Source organism: Pontibacter sp. LHS2 (genome assembly GCF_058932845.1).
Map to the genome: position 1 here is coordinate 291,857 of NZ_JBZYWG010000003.1, position 22,155 is coordinate 314,011.

16 protein-coding genes are annotated in these 22,155 nt (G+C 51.1%); all 16 read right to left on the reverse strand.

Going from position 1 to position 22,155, the window contains the following annotated elements:
- Positions 1 to 104: 104 nt before the first annotated feature.
- Complete coding sequence (locus AC5FX6_RS14540) at positions 105 to 803, reverse strand: 3'-5' exonuclease (protein ID WP_493597784.1); 699 nt, start codon at positions 801 to 803, stop codon at positions 105 to 107.
- Complete coding sequence (locus AC5FX6_RS14545; RefSeq protein WP_493597785.1) at positions 803 to 2,740, reverse strand: DUF294 nucleotidyltransferase-like domain-containing protein; 1,938 nt, start codon at positions 2,738 to 2,740, stop codon at positions 803 to 805. The genes AC5FX6_RS14540 and AC5FX6_RS14545 overlap by 1 nt, the downstream gene beginning before the upstream one ends.
- Positions 2,741 to 2,866: 126 nt before the next feature.
- On the reverse strand, positions 2,867 to 4,765 hold the full coding sequence (acs, locus tag AC5FX6_RS14550; RefSeq protein ID WP_493597786.1) for an acetate--CoA ligase: 1,899 nt from the start codon (positions 4,763 to 4,765) through the stop codon (positions 2,867 to 2,869).
- 337 nt (positions 4,766 to 5,102) lie between these two features.
- Positions 5,103 to 7,028, reverse strand: a complete 1,926-nt coding sequence (locus AC5FX6_RS14555; protein WP_493597787.1) for a propionyl-CoA synthetase — start codon at positions 7,026 to 7,028, stop codon at positions 5,103 to 5,105.
- A gap of 22 nt (positions 7,029 to 7,050) precedes the next feature.
- Positions 7,051 to 7,431 (reverse strand): response regulator transcription factor, encoded by a 381-nt coding sequence (locus AC5FX6_RS14560; RefSeq protein ID WP_493597788.1) that lies wholly within the window; start codon positions 7,429 to 7,431, stop codon positions 7,051 to 7,053.
- 4 nt (positions 7,432 to 7,435) lie between these two features.
- The gene (locus AC5FX6_RS14565) at positions 7,436 to 10,162 is read right to left on the reverse strand and encodes an ATP-binding protein (protein WP_493597789.1); all 2,727 of its coding nucleotides are present in this window, start codon (positions 10,160 to 10,162) and stop codon (positions 7,436 to 7,438) included.
- 3 nt (positions 10,163 to 10,165) lie between these two features.
- A complete protein-coding gene (locus tag AC5FX6_RS14570; RefSeq protein ID WP_493597790.1) occupies positions 10,166 to 10,378 on the reverse strand; it encodes a hypothetical protein in 213 nt (70 codons plus the stop codon).
- Between the two features lie 424 nt (positions 10,379 to 10,802).
- On the reverse strand, positions 10,803 to 12,494 hold the full coding sequence (locus tag AC5FX6_RS14575; protein ID WP_493597791.1) for a sodium:solute symporter family protein: 1,692 nt from the start codon (positions 12,492 to 12,494) through the stop codon (positions 10,803 to 10,805).
- Between the two features lie 26 nt (positions 12,495 to 12,520).
- The gene (locus tag AC5FX6_RS14580) at positions 12,521 to 12,784 is read right to left on the reverse strand and encodes a DUF4212 domain-containing protein (protein ID WP_188501824.1); all 264 of its coding nucleotides are present in this window, start codon (positions 12,782 to 12,784) and stop codon (positions 12,521 to 12,523) included.
- A gap of 30 nt (positions 12,785 to 12,814) precedes the next feature.
- Positions 12,815 to 14,158, reverse strand: a complete 1,344-nt coding sequence (locus AC5FX6_RS14585; protein WP_493597792.1) for a hypothetical protein — start codon at positions 14,156 to 14,158, stop codon at positions 12,815 to 12,817.
- A gap of 120 nt (positions 14,159 to 14,278) precedes the next feature.
- A complete protein-coding gene (locus AC5FX6_RS14590) occupies positions 14,279 to 14,698 on the reverse strand; it encodes an IS1/IS1595 family N-terminal zinc-binding domain-containing protein (RefSeq protein ID WP_493597793.1) in 420 nt (139 codons plus the stop codon).
- Positions 14,699 to 14,988: 290 nt separating this feature from the next.
- Complete coding sequence (locus AC5FX6_RS14595; protein ID WP_493597794.1) at positions 14,989 to 15,717, reverse strand: SDR family NAD(P)-dependent oxidoreductase; 729 nt, start codon at positions 15,715 to 15,717, stop codon at positions 14,989 to 14,991.
- A 76-nt stretch (positions 15,718 to 15,793) separates the two neighbouring features.
- Positions 15,794 to 16,222: a hypothetical protein gene (locus AC5FX6_RS14600; RefSeq protein ID WP_493597795.1), complete on the reverse strand. Its 429-nt coding sequence runs from the start codon at positions 16,220 to 16,222 to the stop codon at positions 15,794 to 15,796.
- A 221-nt stretch (positions 16,223 to 16,443) separates the two neighbouring features.
- Positions 16,444 to 17,838 (reverse strand): ATP-dependent protease ATPase subunit HslU, encoded by a 1,395-nt coding sequence (gene hslU / locus AC5FX6_RS14605; protein ID WP_493597796.1) that lies wholly within the window; start codon positions 17,836 to 17,838, stop codon positions 16,444 to 16,446.
- A gap of 55 nt (positions 17,839 to 17,893) precedes the next feature.
- On the reverse strand, positions 17,894 to 18,943 hold the full coding sequence (porQ, locus tag AC5FX6_RS14610; protein ID WP_493597797.1) for a type IX secretion system protein PorQ: 1,050 nt from the start codon (positions 18,941 to 18,943) through the stop codon (positions 17,894 to 17,896).
- A 662-nt stretch (positions 18,944 to 19,605) separates the two neighbouring features.
- Entirely contained in the window at positions 19,606 to 22,092 is a 2,487-nt protein-coding gene (gene lon / locus AC5FX6_RS14615; RefSeq protein WP_493597798.1) for an endopeptidase La, read from the reverse strand.
- Positions 22,093 to 22,155: the final 63 nt, after the last annotated feature.

Here is a 22,155-nt window from a genome sequence, read left to right on the forward strand (position 1 = left end):
ATCTAAGCATGTACGTCAGTAATGGATTTTAGCTGAACAAACAAGGAACAGTATGAAAGGAATAGCTCTGCGATACCAGAAAAATCACATCCCAATTATTTCCTCTAGCTCTTTACTAGCTCTCCCAAAGTCGCTATACCCCGCTTTTTAGCCATTGAGAGCAGTTTGAGTAGCAGCAGAGCCGTAGCAAAAGCGTCGCCGGAGGCGGTGTGGCGGTCGTCAGTGGGCAGGTTATACCTTTCGCAGAGGGCGTCGAGACTGTATTCGGCGTTTTTTAAGGTATGGCTGTCGGCATGGCCGCGCTCCAGCCGGATAGCCAGATGAGCCGTATCGACGGAGCGGTTACGGAGCTTGCCTTTTATACCCTGCCGTTTCAGCATCTGGTTGACCATGCCGATGTCAAAGGCCACATGCTGCCCAACGAGGATGGCGTTTCCGATAAAGTCGACAAAGCCCTCTACGGCTTCCTGCTCCGTTATACCTGTGTCGAGCTCTTTGGAAAGCAACCCATGCACTTCAGCGCTTTTGGTAGACGGCGCTCCCTCCTGCTGCACCAAACACTCAAAGGTATCTGACACGAGCACCTGCAAACCACGCACCTTTATAGCCCCAATGGAAAGTACTTTGTCGGTGCGGCGGTCAAGCCCGGTTGTTTCGGTATCGAACACCACAAACTCGGCTTCGGTAAGCGGGGTGCCCCCCGGTGCTTGCTCTTTTAGGGCAGCGCTATACCTGTGCCAGAAAGCCGGGGCGTTCTTATCGACTGGTTGAAGTTGGTGTATAAGCTCTTTCAGCCACTCCATTAGCCGAGGTAGTTTAATTGGAAGCGTACCTGCAGAAGTTCCTGTATGTCGCTGATCGGTTTGAAGGTGCTGCGCAACGTCTGACGCTCCAGTTTGTTGAGTTGGTTGGGGTTGAGGTAGCGTCCGGTGTTTTTGTTGCGCAGTCCGTTGAGTGCCCGAAACCGCATCATGATCTCATAAGCCATAGCCGCCTCCCGGTACAGCTCTGCATTTTGGGGTTCCAGTTCGGCCAGTTTTTCGAAACGCTTAAACGTGTTATTTTCCCCAGCAATGCGATTGTCTAAAGTGAGTACCCGGGCAGCATCCACAAGTGGTGTCATGGCCCGCAGTTTGATATCGAACTGGTCTTTGTGCTCCCCTCCCCGCTCCACTATAAAGTTGCGGAAAAAGCTTAACGGCGGCGGACTCTGCAAAGCGTGCTTGGCCAGAAAAGGCAGAAAAATCCGCTCCTGCTGTATGTTGTCGTAGATGTAATCTGTCAGTTGATGACTTAAACTGAAGTCACCGTACACGGGGCGGTAATCGTAGAAAATAGAGGTATGCATCAGCGCCTCCTCGGTTGGCTCGTGTATCCAGTTGTAGAAATACTGCTTCCAGGTATGCAGCGGTTGGCACCACTTCGGATTGCTGGCCATCATGTCAGCAGGACACTTCTCGAAACCGCACTCCTCCAGAATATCCCGCACGATAGCACCCAATTTCAGGAAGTAAGCCTGGTGCTCCTTCTCAAGTGCCGCATTTTTGTCTTCAAACACCAGGGCATTGTCCTGATCAGTGCGCAGGAGTTGCTCTTCACGGCCTTCGCTACCCAGCGAAAGCCAGCAATAATGCAGCGGCGGCTCGCCCAATTCTTTCTCGGCATGTTGCAGCGCCCGCACAATAATGGCGTCGTTTATTTCGGTGATGATGTTGGCGATGAAGGAAATGCTCACCTCCTGTTCCAGATACTTCAACAGCAGTTCTTCGGCCCTGTCGCGGATGCCAGGCAGAGAAGCAATGTCGTGGGTCTGGCGAATCTCAGATATCAGCACTGCCGGATTATTTCCCTGCGCCAGCAACAAATCATGCTCGGTGAGCACTCCCAAGGCTTTGGAATGCACGGTACCATCGGTGGTCACACAGAGGTGCTTTACCTTGTTGCGAATCATGTTGATCAGCGCATCCGCCATGGGCGGATTAGGTACGGTGGTGATCACGGGGGCTGACATGATGACCTCCACCGGATCATCAATGGCCACGTGCCCGGCTACTACCTGACGGCGCAGGTCGGTGTCTGTTAAGATACCCAAAGGACGGGATTCGGCGTCGATTACCATCATAAAGCTGGAGTCCTTATCACTCATCATCTGGGCAGCTAACCGAATAGAGGTGTCAGGCGGACAAGCCACAATGTTTTTGCTGGTGTCAATTTTGAGTGCGTCCTCCAGGTGCAACGGCAACGAGGAAGGGGCGATAATGCTCAAGCCAAGTCGTGCTTTCTGGGCATCGCGCAAGGTGGGGTTCCGCACAGGTTGCCCCGCCGCGAAGCCCGCCGCAAAATAGAGCGCCACCTGCGGGTTTTCGGTGAGGATGGGCTCGAAAGCCATGATAGGTATAGCGTATACCAATGATTCTTCGGCAGAGGTAGCGGTAGAGGAATAATTCTTCTTCGCGATCAGTGCCCGTACCCCAAATACATCCCCTTCGTCGCACACATCTAGCAGCTTCGGGTTGCCACCCTCCGTTTTTTGCTCCAGCCTGACAGAACCTTGCCGCACAACATAAAAATGCTCGTGCGCGGGATCGTCCTGTGTGAACAAAACCTGTTCCGGCTCCAGGTATAGCACCCGCACCTGCCTGGCTAGTTGCCGTAGTTTTTCCGGCTCAATCAGGTTGAAGGGTGGGTAAGTATTCAGAAACTCGTGGACGCGTTCCTGTATGACGTTGGAGGGCTTCATAGCTTCGGGTTATACCTCTTGAAGGTACGGTTTTGGGAAGTGGATTGCAATACTTCATAACGCAAAAGTCCTGCAGCAAATGCCGCAGGACTTTACGCAATCAACTAAACTTATCAATCTAAAATCTTATAAGGCACCTGCCTTAATTTCCTCCACTACATCCGGATCGAGCAGGGTTGAAGTATCGCCTAGGTTGGACGTGTCGCCTTCAGCGACCTTGCGCAGGATGCGGCGCATGATCTTCCCAGAACGGGTCTTTGGAAGACCACTCACAATCTGAATCTTGTCCGGCTTGGCGATTTTACCAATCTTCTCCACCACTGTCTCAATGATTTCGGCACGCAGGTAATCCTCACGCTCCGGCACGTCTTTGCAGATAACGAAAGCATAGATGCCCTGCCCTTTCACATCGTGCGGATAACCTACTACGGCTGATTCCACCACATGCGAATTGTGGTTGATGGCTTCTTCGATTTCGGCGGTTCCGAAACGGTGACCGGATACGTTTATCACGTCATCCACGCGACCGATGATACGGTACAGGCCGTCTTTGTCGCGCTTGGCACCATCGCCTGTAAAGTACAGGCCTTTGTAAGTGGAGAAGTAGCTCAGACGGGCACGCTCGTGGTCGCCGTAGGTGGTACGAATGATGCTTGGCCACGGGAACTTCATGCACAGGTAGCCTTCCACTTCGTTGTCAGTAATCTCCTTGCCTTCGGCATCGACCAGTATGGGCTGTATACCTGGCAGCGGCAAGCCTGCATGGCTTGGCTTCATTGGGGTAATGTTGGCGATGGTCGAAATCATGATACCGCCTGTTTCGGTTTGCCACCACGTATCCACCAGCGGACAGCGTTCCTTACCCACGTGTGTGTGGTACCAGTGCCAGGCCTCTTCGTTAATCGGTTCGCCTACCGAGCCCAATACTTTGAGCGAGTCAAGGCTGTAGGACAGCACATCGTCAATATCGCCGCCCATCAGGGAACGAATGGCAGTAGGGGCCGTGTAGAAAATGTTCACACCAAACTTATCGACTACCTGCCAGAAACGGCCCATGTCCGGGTAGGTCGGTACGCCTTCGAACATCAATGAAGTGGAGCCCGACAGAAGCGGACCATAAAGCAAATAGGTATGGCCTGTAATCCAGCCGATGTCGGCCGTACACCAGTAAATGTCGTTTTCCTGTACCTGGAACACGTTACTGAAACTGTACTGGGCATACACCATGTAGCCGCCGCAGGTATGCACCACGCCTTTGGGTTTGCCCGTTGAGCCGGAAGTATACAGGATGAAAAGCATATCTTCCGCGTCCATTTCTTCGGCAGGGCAATCTTTGCTCACGCCTTTCACTTCGTCGTGGAACCACACATCGCGGCCTTCGACCATGTTCACGGCCCAACCCAGTCGCTCGACCACAATCACTTTCTGCACCGAGTCGCAACGCTCCAAAGCCTCGTCTACCACACGTTTCACCGGAATCTGTTTGGCACCGCGGTTCAGACCGTCAGAGGTGAGCACCATGCTACATTGCGCATCGTTGATGCGGTCGGCCATAGCCACAGCGGAGAATCCAGCAAACACGACCGAGTGCACTGCACCAATACGGGCACAGGCCAGCACGGCAAAGGCCAACTCCGGAATCATCGGCATGTAGATACAGATGCGGTCGCCTTTTTTGGCTCCATTCTTTTTGAGCACGTTGGCAAACTGGCATACCTTCTCGTGGAGTTCGCGGTAGGTATAGCGGATGTATCTTTCCTTCGGGTCGTTCGGCTCCCAAATCAGGGCGAGCTTGTTGCCGCGCGTTTTCAGGTGACGGTCGAGACAGTTTTCGGTGATGTTCAGCCTGCCGCCCTTGAACCACTTTACATCGGGTTCATCAAAGTTCCACTCCAGTGTGGTGTTCCACTTTTTGCGCCACGTAAACGTGCTTGCTATATCGGACCAGAACCCTTCCGGGTCTTCCACACTGCGCTTATAGGCCTCTTCGTATTCCTGATAAGTTTTGATTTGAATGTTAGGCATGATATCGGTTTGTTATGGTGTTTACGGTTTATTTCGGTTGTTACTCGTGCACGATTCGGACAGGTCGCGACCTGTCCCTACTGGTATAAATTGGGAATGATCGTCATCCCCCTGCCCCCTTCAAAGGGGGACTTTTGGATAGTGCTATTTGGCAGGTATAGGCTTTGTCGCACTTTACATTGTTATCCAATTCTCTATCCATCAATTTCTTGAATTTAGTTACTCTTGCACGAAAGTCCCCCTTTGAAGGGGGCAGGGGGATGACCACTGTCTGCTAACTAATCCCCTTCCTGTTTTGGGAGAACTTGGTAACGATGTTCACCCCATATTTTAAAACTCACTCCAAAAAAGCATTCCCAATTTTCCGCTCCTTCAAATCCTCGTGAATCTCGGTCAGTATTGCCGGGTCGTCGATGGTGGAAGGTATAGCGTAGTGTACGCCGTCGGCGATGTTGCGCAGAATTTTGCGAAGAATCTTGCCTGAGCGAGTCTTGGGAAGGCGTTTCACAATCAAGGCGTTTCGGAAGTAAGCTACGGCTCCGATTTTCTCCCGAATCAGGGCGATTAGCTCTTGCTCGATTTGCTGTTCATTTATCGTCTGTCCATCTTTCAGCACGACCAAACCGATGGGGCGTTGGCCGCGCAGGTCGTCGGCTATACCTACCACGGCGCATTCAGCCACGGCGGGGTGCGAAGCGACCATCTCTTCCATCTCTCCGGTTGAGAGACGGTGACCCGACACGTTAATCACATCGTCAATGCGGCCCATGATATAAATATAGCCTTCTTCATCCATATAGCCCCCATCGCCGGTCATGTAATAGCCCGGGAATCGTTCAAGATAGGACTTATAGAAGCGCTCGTTGTCTTCCCAAAGCGTTGGCAGACAGCCCGGCGGCAAAGGCAGCTTTACGGCCACGTAGCCCTCCTGTGCAGGTATAAGCTCCTGCCCTTCTTCGCCCAGAATTTCTACTTTATACCCGCAAACCGGCAAACCCGCAGAGCCCGGTTTGGCTGGCTTAATGCCATAGCCCACCATGTTGGCGACCATCGGCCAACCGGACTCCGTTTGCCACCAGTGGTCAATCACCGGCACGCGCAGTAAATCCTTGGCCCAGTAGTAGGTGGCAGGGTCGCAGCGTTCACCGGCAAGGAACAAATATTTGAGCGACGGTAGGTCGTACTTGATTTTCTCTATCCCGTCAGGGTCTTCTTTTTTGATAGCACGGATGGCGGTCGGGGCTGTGAAAAGCACCTTCACGTCGTGTTGCATGATGATGCGCCAGAATGTTCCGGCATCCGGGGTGCGAACTGGTTTGCCTTCGAAGAGCACCGTGGTGCAGCCATGAATCAGCGGAGCATATACCAGATACGAGTGCCCCACAGCCCAACCCACGTCGGAAGCGGCCCAGAACACATCGCCCGGGTCCACGCCATAAACTGCTTTCATGCTAAACTTGAGCGCTACGGCATGGCCACCGTTGTCACGCACAATGCCTTTGGGTTTGCCGGTGGTGCCGGAGGTATAGAGAATGTAGAGCGGGTCGTGGGCGTCAACGGGCACGCAATCGGCTGGCTGGGCTTTTTGTAGCACATCCATATAATCTAGGTCGCGGCCCGGCTGCATGTCGGCCTCCACATAGGGGCGCTGCAAAATAATGGTATGCTCGGGCTTGTGCTTGCTGTCGTTCAGGGCTTTGTCGAGTAGCGGCTTGTACGGGATGTGCTTGTCGAACTCAATACCGCAGGAAGCGGAAATGACCACCTTCGGACGGGCATCGTCGATGCGCACCGTGAGCTCGTGCGGCGCAAAGCCCCCGAACACCACCGAATGGATGGCTCCCAGTCGGGCGCAGGCCAGCATGGCGACCACGGCCTCCGGTATAACGGGCATGTAAATGACCACAGTATCGCCTTTACTCACCCCCAAACTACGCAGCGCTCCGGCAAATCGGGCCACCAGGTCACGGAACTCGCGGTAGGTATATTTGCGGATGGTATTGGTCACGGGCGAGTCGTAAATCAGGGCAGTCTGGTCGGCGCGACCATGCTCTACGTGGTAGTCCAGCGCGAGATAAGCCGTGTTGAGCTTGCCGCCCGCGAACCAGCGGTAGAAACCGTTCTCGTCAGTAGTCAGGATTTGCTTGGGTTCTTCGAACCACGCAATCTGACGCGCCTGCTCACCCCAGAAACTTTCCGGGTCCTGTATGCTTTTTTCGTAGGCCTCGGCGTACGAGTGGTAAGTTTGGGTTGCTGTTTCCATATCTCCAATTCTTTTGTTGCAATTAACCTTGCGTCAGCTCCTTGATTTTTTCCATCAGGAAGCGCGTCGAAAAGGGCTTTGGAATGTACAGGTCCGCCCCTACGTCATAGCCTTTTTTAATGTCAGCATCCTTGGTCTTGGCGCTCATAAAAATCACCTTGGCCCCGCTCATATTTTCCTGACCGCGAATGTGCCGGCATACCTCGTAGCCGTCCACATCGGGCATCATGATGTCGAGCAGTATCACGTCGGGCTGCTCTTTGTCCACGCTTTCCATGGCCTCGGTACCGTTGCGGGCAATGTATACCTGATAGCCGCTCTTGCGCATCAGGAACTCCAGCGGCATCAGGATGCTCGGCTCATCATCCACGACCAACACCTTCAATTTCACTTTGGTACTCATAGTTTTATACGTTTGCAGGCACATTTACTTTCACCGGTAGCACAAACGAAAATTTGGCTCCTTTCCCTAATTCACTTTCTACCCAAATGCGCCCCTGGTGCGATTCAATTATCTTTTTGCTGATGGCCAGTCCCAGACCGCTTCCTTCTGGCTTGCGGATGTTCTGGTTCTGTGCCTGGTAGAATTTGTCAAATATCTGTTTGTGAAACTCAGGGTCAATACCCTTGCCGTTGTCCACCACATTTACTTTAATGTCGCCGTCGATGTAATAGCCCGACACGATAATGCGGCCGTTCTCCGGATTGCAAAACTTGATGGCATTGGAAATCAGGTTGACCAGCACCTGTATCAGGCGGTCTTTGTCGCCGCTGATAGCCGGCAGGTTGTGCTGCACATCCACCACCAGGTCGATGTGCCTTTCCTGCACCAGTTGCCCAAGCGCGTCCACAGATTCGCGCACAACTTCCTCTACCTGCACAGACCCCAGGTTGAGCTTTTGCTTGCCCGACTCGAAGCGCTCCAAATCCAGCACCTGCGTAATCAGCCTTGTCAGTCTTTCCGATTCCTTCACAATGGTCTGCAGGAAATGCTCCTGGTCGTCGCGGTCCATTTCGGGGTTGTCGTACAGTATTTCGGAGAGCGCCCGAATGGAAGTCAGCGGCGTGCGCAGCTCGTGCGTGACAGTCGACAGGAATTCGTCTTTGAGTTCATCCAGTTGCTTCAGTCGTTCATTGGCGCTGCGAAGTTGCTCGGTGGCCCGGCGCAGCTCCATCGACTTGCGGCGGAGTTCGTTGTTAATGGAAATCAGTTGCTGCGACTCTTTTAGAATGTTGAGTACTTCGTCAATGCTGATTTCCTCTTCCTTCACCACCGACGACACCATAATGCGGGCCGAAGAAGACCCGATGACACCCGATAAGAGTTTCTCGGCATAGGTCACCAGTTTGGGGTCGGCCTTGCCGGACTCGTCTTCGGGCTCGGGGTATTTTCGCTTGTAGGCTTTCATGGCGACTTCCGCTTTTTTCTGTCCCAAGAAGTTTACCAGCAAAGATTTGATATCCGGAATGTAGGCCGTGCCTTTCCAGACAATGGAGCTTTCAAACACGGTGGAGTATTTGAAGATGTCCAAGAACACTTCGGCCTGGTTGCGCTCCTGCGACGTTTGTTTGCTTAAAAGCGACACGCCGATGTACAAGCCTACATTCAGGAACATGCTCCAGAACATGGCGTGCGAAATGTAGTCCATTCCCTGCAGGCCAAACAGCTCGAACGGTTTGAGCCACGCTATACCTAGCGGCCCTTCCGTCAGGATAGAAGTTGGCAGTATACCTGCACCTATCATCGAAGGCACTACCAAGGTATAGAACCAGAGCACCGACCCGACCACTATACCTGCCAGCGCTCCGTTTTTGGTGCCCTCCTTCCAGAAAATACCGCCAATGATAGCCGGCGCAAACTGGGCCACTGCTGCAAAGGAAACTAGCCCTACTTCCACTAAAGAGTAGTATTCAGCCACACCCTTATAGTACAGGTAGGCCAGCAAGAGAATCACCAGAATGCCCAACCGCCGACTAAAAAGCAAGATTTTCGTGAGCTGGTTCTGGTAGTTGTTTTTGATGGCAGGTATACCGACCAATAGCGGCATGACCAGGTTATTGCTTACCATCACGCTCAAGGCAATAGTGGCTACAATGACCATACTCGTCGCCGCTGAAAAGCCGCCCAGGTATACAAACAAGGCGAGTAGCGATTTGCCTTCGCTCAAAGGGATAGCCAGCACAAACATATCGGCATCTACTTTGGCACCGTTGAATAGCAGGTCGCCGCCAAAAGCAATGGGCAGCACGAAGATGTTAATGGCGAACAGGTATAGCGGGAAGAGCCACATCGCCTTGTTCAGGTGCTGTTCGTTCACGTTCTCCACCACGGCCACCTGAAACTGGCGTGGCAAAAACAGAATTGCGAGCATCGACAGCACCACCATCCAGAACCACTGCGAAAAACCAGTCTCGTTATCAAAGGTCATCAGTCGCCCGAAGTCGGGAAGTTGTGCAGCCTGTTGCAGAATATCGCCGAAGCCATTGAACACCCCGTAGGTCACGAAAACACCCGCCACGATAAAAATGACTAGCTTGAACAGCGACTCAAAGGCAATGGCCGTCACCATCCCTTCGTGGCGCTCCGTAGCTTCCACATGCCGTGTGCCATACACGATAGTAAACAAACCCAAGCCCAGCGCAATGAAGAAAGATGTGTCGCCAAACAGCGGACTGCGACCCACTTCATTGGCTCCGGTGAGCATATCCAAACTACTGGCAATGGCTTTAAGCTGAATGGAAATGTACGGGATAATACCAAGCACACAGATGATGGTCACAATGCTACCCAGCGTGATATTCTTGCCGTAGCGCGATGAAATAAAATCGGCGATGGTTGTGATGCGCTGCACCTTGCAGATGCGGATAATCTTGCGCAGCACCACCCACCAGAGCGGCGCCATCAGCGTCGGACCGATGTAAATGGCCAAGTAGCCCAAGCCCGTTGTGGCGGCTCTTCCCACCGAACCATAATAGGTCCAGGCGGTGCAGTACACGGCCATGGAGAGCGCATAGATGTAGGGATTGCCCACGAAACTCCTGCCCGCAGCCGAACGCCTTTCCGCCCACGAAGCCAGCCCGAAGAGCAAAGCCAGGTAGCAAAACGACACACCGATGACGAGCCAGTAGTTCATGGGTTATTTTCGCTCCTTTCTGGGATTCTGGCGATTAATGAAAAACGCAATCGCAACTATGCATAGCAACCACACCACCGTCAGGTATAGGTATAGCACCGGCACACCGCTTACCGTCGCTCCCGAATTGAAAATGGAAAGCAACGGAAAATTCAACAGCACCATGAACAGGGCACTGATGAAAAAGAGTCGTCTGCCTTTAGAGCGGTCACGCATGGGAGTTTGGGAGTTTAGGAGTTTGAGAGTTGTTTTAAGTTAGAAAGTTAAAAGGTTAGAAAGTTGCTAATGCCTTCGCTCGCCTCTGGCGAGTGTGCGTTATTTGGCGGACTCTGGCCGCTTGTGCACGATTGTCATCCCCCTGCCCCCTTCAAAGGGGGACTATTAAGCTACTACTTTTCTTTCTGTCATCCTGAAAGGATCTTGGTAACAAGGAGGTTAAGCTTTTGCTATAATATATCCCTACCCCTCTCAAGAGGGGAATTATGCTTGAGGAGAAAGTCCCCCTTTGACGGGGTAGGGGGATGACCACTCGCTGCGAACCAATTCCCCACCTCGCTTGCAAACTGCCGAATGGCTGATTGGCGAAATTCACCTAATCAACCATTCAACAATTTAACATTCTACAATCAACAATTCAACCTTAATGCCCGGCCACCGCCTCGCCGGCACCGCGTGGGATGCGGATATCCTCAATCAGTTCCTGAATGTGGGCTGGTGGGGCTGGCGTGAAGCGGGACACGATGAACGAAACAAGGAAGTTAATCATCATACCTACCGTGCCGATGCCTTCCGGAGAGATTTCCATAAACCAGTTTTCTGGCAGGTTTGCAGCCGGGTTGATAAACTTGAAGTAGGAGATGTAGCTGATGGTAAACAACAGACCGGAAATCATACCCCAGATGGCGCCTTGCTTGTTCATGCGTTTCGAGAAGATACCCATGATGATGACCGGGAAGAACGACGCTGCTGCCAGACCGAAGGCAAAGGCCACTACCTCGGCCACAAAGCCCGGCGGGTTGATACCGAAATAACCTGCGATTACAACTGCAAATGTTGCCGCGATACGGGCTGCAATCAGCTCCTGCTTCTCAGATATACCTGTCATTACGGACTTCTTAAGCAAGTCGTGGGCGATGGATGTAGAAATCACGAGCAACAGACCGGCTGCTGTGGAAAGCGCCGCTGCCAGACCACCCGCTGCTACCAGCGCAATCACCCAGTTCGGAAGCTGAGCAATCTCCGGGTTGGCGAGTACCATAATGTCTTTGTCTATTTTGAGTTCGTTTACGGCTGGGTCTTTCACATACTGGATGCGACCGTCGCCATTCTTATCGTCCACACCAATCAGGCCTGTTTTCTCCCAGTTGTTCACCCACTGTGGCATGCTCGCAATTGGCTGGTTGCTGGTCGTTTGCAGCATGTTGTACATACCGAATGCGCCTACTGCAGGAGCAGCTGTGTAAAGGATAGCAATGAACACCAGCGCATAACCCGCTGACTTACGGGCATCTTTTACTTTAGGCACCGTGAAGAAACGCACAATCACGTGTGGCAGACCAGCTGTACCCACCATCAGGGCCGCTGTGATAAAGAACACGTCAATCGTCGCTTTGCTGCCGTCGGTATAAGCTGTGAAACCAAGTTCCGGAAGCAACCCATCGAGTTTATCCAGCAGGTAAGTACCATCGGCCAGCGTACCGCCCAAACCAAGCTGCGGAATTGGATTACCGGTCAGCATCATCGAGATGAAAATAGCCGGTACCATGTATGCGAAAATCAGCACGCAGTACTGGGCCACCTGGGTATAGGTAATACCTTTCATGCCGCCCAACACAGCGTAGAACAACACGATAATCATACCGATGATAACGCCAGTTTCAATCTGCACTTCCAGGAAGCGGGAAAACACGATACCCACGCCGCGCATCTGGCCGGCCACGTAGGTAAACGACACGAAAATAGCACAAACTACGGCCACCAGGCGGGCCGTTTTGGAGTAGTAGCGGTCGCCCACAAAGTCAGGCACCGTGAACTTGCCGAACTTGCGCAGGTAGGGAGCCAGCAAGAGTGCCAGCAACACGTAGCCGCCGGTCCAGCCCATCAGGTATACCGAGCCATCGTAGCCCATGAACGAGATAAGGCCGGCCATGGAGATGAACGAGGCAGCCGACATCCAGTCAGCAGCGGTCGCCATGCCGTTAGCCAAAGGCGAAACGCCACCGCCCGCCACGTAAAATTCTTTGGTAGAACCGGCTCGTGACCAAATCGCGATACCAATGTACAGGGCGAAGGTCAGGCCCACTATAATGTATGTCCAGGTTAAGATATCCATTGTCTTAAGGTGTTTTAGTTGGGAGATTAATCTTCGTGCACATCAAATTCGCGGTCGAGCTTGTTCATCAGCCACACATAGATGAAGATGATGATCACAAACACATAAATGGAGCCCTGTTGCGCAAACCAGAAGCCCAGCTTAAAGCCGCCCAGTCGGAACTGGTTGAGCTCATCGACGAGCAAAATGCCGAAGACATAGGACACAGTAAACCAAAGGCCCAATAGTGTCAGGAGGATGCGCACGTTGCGCTGCCAGTACTCCTGCATTCTGTTCTTGTTATTTTCCATGGGTATAGCGATTAGTTTTTTAAGGTTCTGTTACAAATAGATCATAGCCTGCAGCGTGATTTCGGGGCGGTAACGCAGGTTGCTTGGGTTCGTGAAATCCGGGCGTCTGCGGTAGTTGAGTGTCAGTTTGGAGTGATGCCCTTCGAGCAATAGGTTAGTGCCCAGGTCAAGCACTTTCACTGGCACTTTGCTGTTTCCAGCATCAACCACACCATCCAGGCTACCATAGCTATAAGCAGTATAAGGTTGCAGCCTTACTTTCTCGGTGATCAGGTCCTTTGGCAAGAGGTAGCCTACCTGGCCGTACAGGATGTCGCCCGTTCCGATGGTCGGGAAGGCATTGCCACGCAGGGCACCACCACCCTGAGCCGGGTTCATGATGCCGATACTGCGCACGTTGTTCCGGCCGAAGTCGTAGTTGTAATACACCCCATAAGCAGTAAGCGCCGTGTTCTGCTCCGTGTTGAGCGGCAGATCCAGGAAGGCATCCACACCAAACAGGCTGATGTCTTCTTTCACGACATTAGCGGTGCCCAGAGGAGTAGTCTCTTCTCGCCACATACCGTCTTTGTTATGCATGAAGCCGGCACCGATGTTGAACACACGCTTAGTGCCCAGGTAAGTGCCTACCATGAACGGCAATAGGTTAGACTCCTGGTCCAGAAACTGCCAATTGAAATAGCCCTGGTATACCTTGTTGTTGTTCTGCGGATTGTAATTGGCATTCGGTCCGATCGCCTCTGCTGTATTGGTCAGGAAGGGATCGTTTACAGCCATACGGTAATCAAGTTTACCCAGCTTACCTTTGGCGTAAACGCCGAGCATACGGGCAAACTGATCAGCTGCGTCGATGGTAGCCCAGTTGAAAATAGGCGCATCAATAGCCATGAAGTTGAGCGTACTTGCGTTCGAGCTGCGTGATACGCCATTCCAGTAGTGCAGGCCCGCTCCGATGGAGAGTTGATTGCCAAACACTTTATATTCCGTCCAGGCGTCGTGAATGAATATCTGTGGTTTTTTACCGTCCAGCACCGGGTTGACACCGCCACTTACAGCATTTTGGTTGTTAATACCAAAGTGTAGGAGTACCAGGAAGCGCGGCGAGATTTGAGAGTAGGTCAGGAAACGGGAACGGCGCAAGCCGAAGTCCAACGTATTATCCACTGGCTCGCCATTGCGGATGGTACCGGAGTTGTGCTCGTTGTAGCGCACCCATACCTGGTGCCACGTAATAAAGCGGATATACTTGGTGCCGTCTTCATTGATCGGCAGTTTGATACCCGCGCCATACTCTGTGGAGCCTTGTGCAGACGCACTCCTCCCGGCGCAGCAAAGCACTAGCCCTGCCGCTACATATAGTAACAGTTTTTTCATTGGAATACTAAATGTTAAGGTGAAGAGAGGTCAGCTGTTTCCCCGAATTCTTTCATCTATTTTAAGTAAGATTTATGAAAAAGGGTAAAGGGATGTATATTTTTGGTAAGTTGCTATACATCAATCCTTAAATCGCTTCCATTTGATCATCATGTACTTGTCTCCAAGCTCGGTGATCATCATGCCTGCGCCTTTTATGTTGGCGCTGTTCTTCATGTGCTCCACCAGTTCGGCGTGGTTCAGTATCTTATAGGTGGGATGGTATTCGGTTTGCTCCGGGGCTTTGACCTTATACTTACGCACCCAGTTCATGATGGAAACGTGGCTTATACCTAAGATGCGCTCGATCTCGCGGTAGCTGATGCCTTCGATGTAAAGCTGGAGCGCTTTGGTCACATAATAGTTGTCAATCCCATTGCCTAGCTTGTTTACCGTGAAGTAGTACCCGCACTTTTTGCAACGATAACGCTGCCTTTCGTTGACAATACCACTCTTTACAACTTCCAAAGAACTGCAGCGCGGACAGATGGGATTCTTCATAACAGACTCAGGTATAGTGACTCGTCAATCAAGTATACTAATTTAGCATAACTATATCAAATTAGCAAAATTCAACATAAAGTATATATTTTTAATTATCAGCATGTTACCCGCTACGGAATCTCTGACTTATCATTATACCTAGCTATACCTGTTTCTTTCTAAGTATAGGAAGCTATACCTATCTATAACCTTAAAAGAAGAGCTCTACCTTGGAGGTAGAGCTCTTCTTGATTTTATTTTTCCAGTCTATTACTTCACTTGCTTATCAAATATTGGAGATGGTATACTTACATATCTCGCACTGATACCAGTACATCTTTAAACTGATCGGTATTATTCAGGAACCAAACAATCTTGCGGCCCACTTCTTCCGGCGAGGCCAGCTCACCTTGCTCTTTGTAATCTCTAAACCGCTGCACATTGCTGAATTTCTCTACATTGCTTTCTCGTATGTGCTCCTGCATGGCGGTATCTACGACACCTGGCGAAAGGGAATATACGCGCACGTCAGAAGCCCGCACGTTTTGCTCCTGCTGTATCGTTTGTGAGAGCATATCAATTGCCGCTTTGGAAGCGCAGTAACTGGCCCATCCATCTATTGGATACTTCCCAGCACCTGAGCTCACATTCACGATCACTTTGGGCACCCGCACCGGTTGGTATACCTGCAGAAAACTGTTCATGAGCATGGCAGGCACGATCACGTTAATATCAAACACGAACTCAAAACGCTCATTCGGCATCCCTTCCCCCACATATCCTATATCACCCAGCACACCCGCATTATTGATCAGCACAAGTCGCTCCGCATCTTTATAAGGTATAAATACCTTGTGCAGGTTATGCTCTACGGCAGGTATATCTGAGAAATCCAGCGGCTGATGGCGGTAGTTCTTATGCTGTATCGTGCTGTTGCGACAAACGCCAACCACAAAGTTGTTTTCGTCCTTTAACAATTCCTCAGCAATGGCCTTGCCTATACCTTTGCTCGTTCCGGTGATGAAGTAGTAGTTCATGGGAGTTTAGGAGTTTGAGAATTTAGGAGTTAAGAGTGACTCTTCAAATTACGGAAAGGGTGTGGATGGGGATACTTTAATTCGGATACTGCTCCCTGTGCATTTTCCTGTAAAGGTTTTCTATTGTCTTTTGGCCGATTTTCTCGGATAACAGGCTGTCCATTTTGAGATTGTAACACTTAAAATAAGGGTATCCCAAATCACCTGTATAGATCACCTCAATGTTGTAGTCCTCCTCAAGCCGCTTATAAAATGTGTAAGGAAATTTATCTGTTTGTGTTTCGAGTCCACTATTAAAATACATCATGAATTCTCCCCTCTTATGATCTACTTCTGCTTTTAAAGCAGCCGATTCACAGCTTTGCACAGTTCCTCTAAATTGCCTTGACTCCTTTTCATGCTTCGGAGTGGACATGTCTAACAAGAGAAAATATGACAATACGGCCCCTAACACCAAAAATAGTGTCAATGCAGCCATTAACTGAGAAAGCTGCGCTCTATTCATATAAAAAGTGCTTTATTGAAAATAGCAAATTCACTTTAAACTAAAAAGCTGGTGCCTCTGCCTTCACAGAAACACCAGCTTTTATTTACACGAGCGTTAAGCCAGCTTTAATTTAAGAGTCAAAGGAAAAGCTCTTGTGCACGATTCGGACAGGTCGCGACCTATCCCTACATAACAAACCCTGCTAACTTCTTACTTTTCTGACTTTATACCTTTCTAACTTAAAGTATATACTGACTCAAGTCACGGTTTTTCACCATATCAGACAGTCTTTCCAGCACCATCTCCCGGTTGATCATGATGTGGGCGTTCGGGCCAATCTTATCTGGCACATCGAAGAGGATGTCGTTGAGCAGGCGGCTCATCACCGTGTGCAGACGACGGGCACCTATATTTTCCACTTCAGAGTTTACCTCAAAAGCAATGTTGGCGATTTCATCCAAGGCTTCGTCTGCAAAGCTTAGTTCTACGTCTTCTGCTTTCAGAAGCGCTTCGTACTGCTTGGTCAGGGCATTCTTCGGGAATTTCAGTATCTGATAGAAGTCATCCTTGGTAAGGCTCTGCAGCTCCACTCTGATCGGGAAGCGGCCTTGCAACTCAGGTATAAGGTCAGATGGCTTGGCTACATGGAAAGCACCTGCTGCAATGAACAGGATGTGGTCAGTGTTGATGATGCCGTACTTCGTACTCACCGACGAACCTTCTACTATCGGCAGGAGGTCGCGCTGCACGCCTTCGCGGCTCACATCCGGTCCACTGCCTTTGCTGCTCGAGCTGGCCACTTTGTCAATTTCATCGATGAAGATGACCCCGGCGTTTTCCGCTTTAAAAATAGCCTCTTCTTTCACCTCATCCATATCGATGAGTTTAGAAGCTTCTTCTTCCAGCAAAATCTTGCGGGCTTCGGCGATCGTTACTTTGCGCTTTTTTGTCTTCTTTGGCATCATGCCGCTGATCATCTCCTGGATGTTCATCATTGATGCTTCATCCATACCGGGTGCCATTCCACCTATACCTGGCATGGCGCTCTGCTGAATGCGGATCTCGATCTTGCGGTCTTCTAGCTCACCATTGCGGATCTTCTCTCTGAATTTCTCGCGGGTGCGCTCGTTCAGTTCGTAGTCGTTCTCAGGCATGGCATTCGGCTCGGTTGTGCTAGAAAAACTTGGTGTAGCACGGCCTCCTTGAATCGGCGGAATCAGGGCGTCCAGAATGATATCTTCTACTGCCTCGGCAGCTTTCTGCTTCACTTCTTCCTTCTTCTTGGTCTTCACCATGTTCACGGACTGCTCCACGAGGTCACGCACCATGCTCTCCACGTCGCGGCCTACGTAGCCAACTTCCGTGAATTTAGAAGCCTCCACTTTTGTAAAGGGCGCATCGGCGATCTTGGCCAGGCGGCGGGCAATTTCGGTTTTACCCACGCCTGTCGCGCCAATCATCAGGATGTTGTTGGGCACAATCTCGCGGCGAATGCTCTCGTCGGCGTTCATGCGGCGCCAGCGGTTGCGCAGCGCGATGGCTACGTTGCGTTTGGCGTCTTTCTGCCCGATGATATATTTATCCAGCTCCTCTACAATCTGGGCTGGTGTCAAATGCTCAATTGAATCTAACATTTCTTATTCTTAAAAATTTATAAACCCGACAGCTACACAAAAAGTATAGACTGCCTTATTCTTTTCGTTTCCGTTTCAGGAACGTGCCTGTGTCGGTGCTGAGCGTGACATAATGCGTGCCGCCCGACGGATGAAAAAAGGCACTCCCATAATTCAGTTCAAAAGCCCGTACCCGCAGCATGGCTCCCACCGAGAACCCAGCGCCACCGGCGCTGCTGTCGAGCCGAAGCTCTTTGCGCCGCAAATGGTTATACCCGGCCCGCACCTGAAAGTTGTTGCTGAAGATAAACTCCGTGCCTACCACAAAATGCCTGGCTATCTGGTCACCTAGCTTTTTATCTTCTTCCACTTCATTGCCATTGGCATCAAGCCGCGTTGAAGTGTTGGGGTCCAGGTATACAACGTCAAACTTGTACAGGTGGTGTGCGGTCAGCGACAAACGCACCGGCATGTGCTCTGGTTTGTAACTCGCACCCAGTTGTGCATCAAAAGGCATCGATTGGCGGTCTGCCCCAGTAAAGGTGCGTACCTGGTAGCCAATGTTCTTAAAAGCCATGCCAATACTCAAGTCGTGTTCAGGATGCTGAAAAGCACCTCCAATATCAGCCAGCAAACCCACCGCTTTATCACCCGACATACTGGAAACAGCCAGCTTTGCAGTAGCACCTACTGTGAAAGCCTCCGCCTGCCGCGCATGGCTTAGGCTCAAGGTATAATCGTTCACAGAGAAACTACCCTCTTCCATACCTGTCGGGTCGCGCTGCACGAAGTCACCATAGTTCAGGTAATTTAAACTCGCAGCCCAACGCCCATACTTTTCAGTGTTGAAAGCATAAGCCAGGTTGCTCTGCCTGATATCAGCTAAGTAACCAACATAGGTCAGGGAAAGTTGTCGGTCCATCGCCTCGTTCAGCAAAGCGGGGTTGGAAGCTACCATGTTCACATCATGCCCCGGCGCACTCACATTCACGCCTCCTAATGCCGCCACCCGGGCATTGCCTGGCAGCTGCAAAAAAAGAAACCCGCGCTGCCCACCCACCTGCGCCCACCCCATCAGCGGCATGCTCAGAAAGAGGGTTAGGAAGATGACGGTGCTTAATTTCACTTAGTTATTGACTGTTTTGTAGAGTGGTTCGTCTGAATCTCAAAATGGGGCACTACTTCCAGTGTTTAGCAAGATTTTCGCAGGCACAGGCTCCAACCACCCCTTGCCCTTAGAGCTGCCCATGCAACCTTCGTACTCCCGTTTTCACTTGTCCGAGGAGGGGGCCAGGAGTTGCTAGTCTAAGGTGTATGCGTTGGAGTTATAGTGTTATGTGCACGATTAACCCACCCCTGCCCCTCCCAAGAGGGGATCATGATACTACCAATTGACAGGTGTAGCTGCGTTGTTTATGTGCACGCTTGTCATCCCCCTGCCCCCTTCGAAGGGGGACTCTTATGCCATTGTCAATTCACAAGTTTAAGCCTTGTAATTAAACTACTTACCACTGGCAGGTATAGCAAGACTAACTTGCACATTAGCTACGAAGTAGATCACTTGAGCCAGGTGCACTTTGCGGCGCTCCACTGTTCGAGCGTTCAGCGAGTTTGGAGCGTCTTGACTTTTTTGCCTACTGGGGGTAGGGGCCCTCGATTTTTGTGTCAAGACAAAAAGTAGGGCCCGCCCGGCCAGGGCAAGCTATAAAACAGTATCATTTGCTATATCTGCAACAGCTGCAGCTACGCCAGTTACAAAATGGCTTAATGAGTGCGCTCGCGCCAAACTTACTCCTCACTCTTCCCATTCTCCGTCACCACCAATTTCAATGGATGCTTCACCTTCTGCTTCAGCAAAGCAATCTGCACGACCTCATCTACACGGTCCACATAGTGGATATGCAATCCCTTGATATACTGATCCGGTATCTCTGTGATGTCTTTGCGGTTTTTCTGGCAAAGGATAATATCCGTTATACCTGCACGCTTGGCAGCCAATATCTTCTCTTTGATACCTCCTACCGGTAGCACCTTGCCACGGAGCGTGATCTCCCCCGTCATGGCTAGACGTGACTTCACTTTGCGCTGCGTAAACACGGAGGCAATAGAAGTGAAGATGGCTATACCTGCTGACGGACCGTCTTTCGGCACAGCACCTTCCGGGAAGTGAATGTGCAGGTCGTATTGGTCGAACAGGCGGTAGTCGATGTCCAGCAACTCGGCATGGGCTTTCAGGTAAGAGATCGCCGTCATCGCTGACTCCTTCATCACATCACCCAGCTGACCCGATAGCGTGAGCTTGCCCTTACCTTTGCTCAGGATACTTTCAATGAACAGAATATCACCACCCACTGAAGTCCAGGCCAGACCTGTTACTACACCCGCTGTGTCGATGTCCTGGTAAATTTCTTTATCAAAAGTTTCCGGACCCAGAATTTTCACCACGTCTTCCGGCTTGATAGACGGTACAAACTCCTCTTCCATCGCCTTCTGCTTGGCCGTATTACGGATCACCTGCCCGATTTTGCGCTCTAGGCTTCTTACTCCCGATTCACGGGTATAGTCTTCGATCACCTTCTGGATCGTAGCTTTCGACATTTTCACGTCTACTTCCTCCAGACCGTGATCTTTTACCTGCTTCGGCACCAGGTGGCGCTTCGCGATCTCGGTCTTCTCTTCCATGGTATAGCCCGTCAGCTCAATGATCTCCATACGGTCGCGCAGGGCAGGCTGAATGGTATCCAGTGAGTTGGCCGTGGCAATAAACAGCACCTTGGACAGGTCATATTCTACGTCCAGGTAGTTGTCCATGAAGGTATGGTTCTGCTCTGGATCCAGCACCTCCAGCAAAGCCGAAGAGGGGTCACCACGGAAGTCAGAGGCCAACTTGTCGATCTCGTCGAGGATGATCACCGGGTTGGAAGAACCTACTTTTTTGATCTGGCTGATAATTTTGCCCGGCATAGCGCCCACGTAGGTACGGCGGTGCCCGCGGATCTCTGCTTCGTCACGTACGCCTCCCAGTGACATTCTGACATATTTACGACCCAAGGCTGTGGCAATCGAACGGCCCAACGAGGTTTTACCCACGCCCGGAGGTCCGTACAAGCACAGAATAGGAGCTTTCATGTCTTTCTTCAGTTTGAGCACAGCGAGGTACTCAATGATGCGCTCCTTTACTTTCTCCAGACCGTAATGGTCGGCATCGAGTATTTTCTTGGTACGCTTCAGGTTGAAGTTATCTTTGGTGGTTTCGTCCCAAGGCAGATCCAACAGGAACTCCAGGTAGTTAACCGCTACCGGATACTCCGCTGCCTGGGGGTTGAGGCGGGCAAGGCGCTCCATCTCCTTCTGGAAATGCTTGGCAACCGGCTCTGGCCATTTCTTTTTAGTAGCGCGCTCCCTGAATCGCTCGATTTCTTGATCAGGTCCCTCCTGACCCAGTTCATCCTGCAACACTTTGATCTGCTGACGCAAAAAGTAATCGCGTTGCTGTTGGTCAATGTCGGTGTGTACTTTGGTGTGGATCTCTTGCTTCAGCTCCAGCAACTGGATTTCGCGCAGCATGATCTCGAGGAGTTGCGTACCGCGCTCCACGCCGTCGTTCACCTCCAGAAGTTTCTGTTTCTGAGCCACATCCACGTTCAGGTTGCTTGATAGGAAGTGCGTCAGAAAACTCGGGCTGTCAATGTTATCAAGAGCTACTTGCGCCTCCTGCGGAATCTCTGGATTGAGTTTAAGCATCTTGGCGGCCGCATCTTTCAGCGAGTGCACCAGGGCTTTTACCTCTTTGCTCTTTTTGTTCGGGAAGGTGTCTTTGCAGTAGCTCACCTTAGCCGACAGGTAAGGATCTTCTTGCGTAACCTCTTCTATTTTAAAACGGCTCTGACCCTGTATGATAATCGTAGTATTGCCATCGGGCAACACCAGCATTTTCAGGATCTTGGCCATGGTACCGATGTCGTACAGGTCTTCTGCAGAGGGATCGTCGCTGTTGGTGTTGCGCTGCGCTACCACCCCGATGATCTTGTCGCCTTTGTGGGCCTTACGCACTAATCGTACTGATTTCTTGCGGCTAACGGTAATAGGCAATACCACACCCGGAAACAATACTGTGTTGCGCACGGCCAGCAAAGGCAGTTCACCCGGCATATCTTCCGGCAGCATTTCTTCGTCAGGGTCAGTGGTGATTACCGGAATCAGATCGTCGCTATCATCTATCGACATGTTTCCAATTAAAAGATGGTTGAGAAAGTTCTTCAGTGTATAATTCATAGGTTGTATCAGTGCCATATTGACATAAAGATAGTGGAAATTCCGCTTTATGCCTGTGGAGAG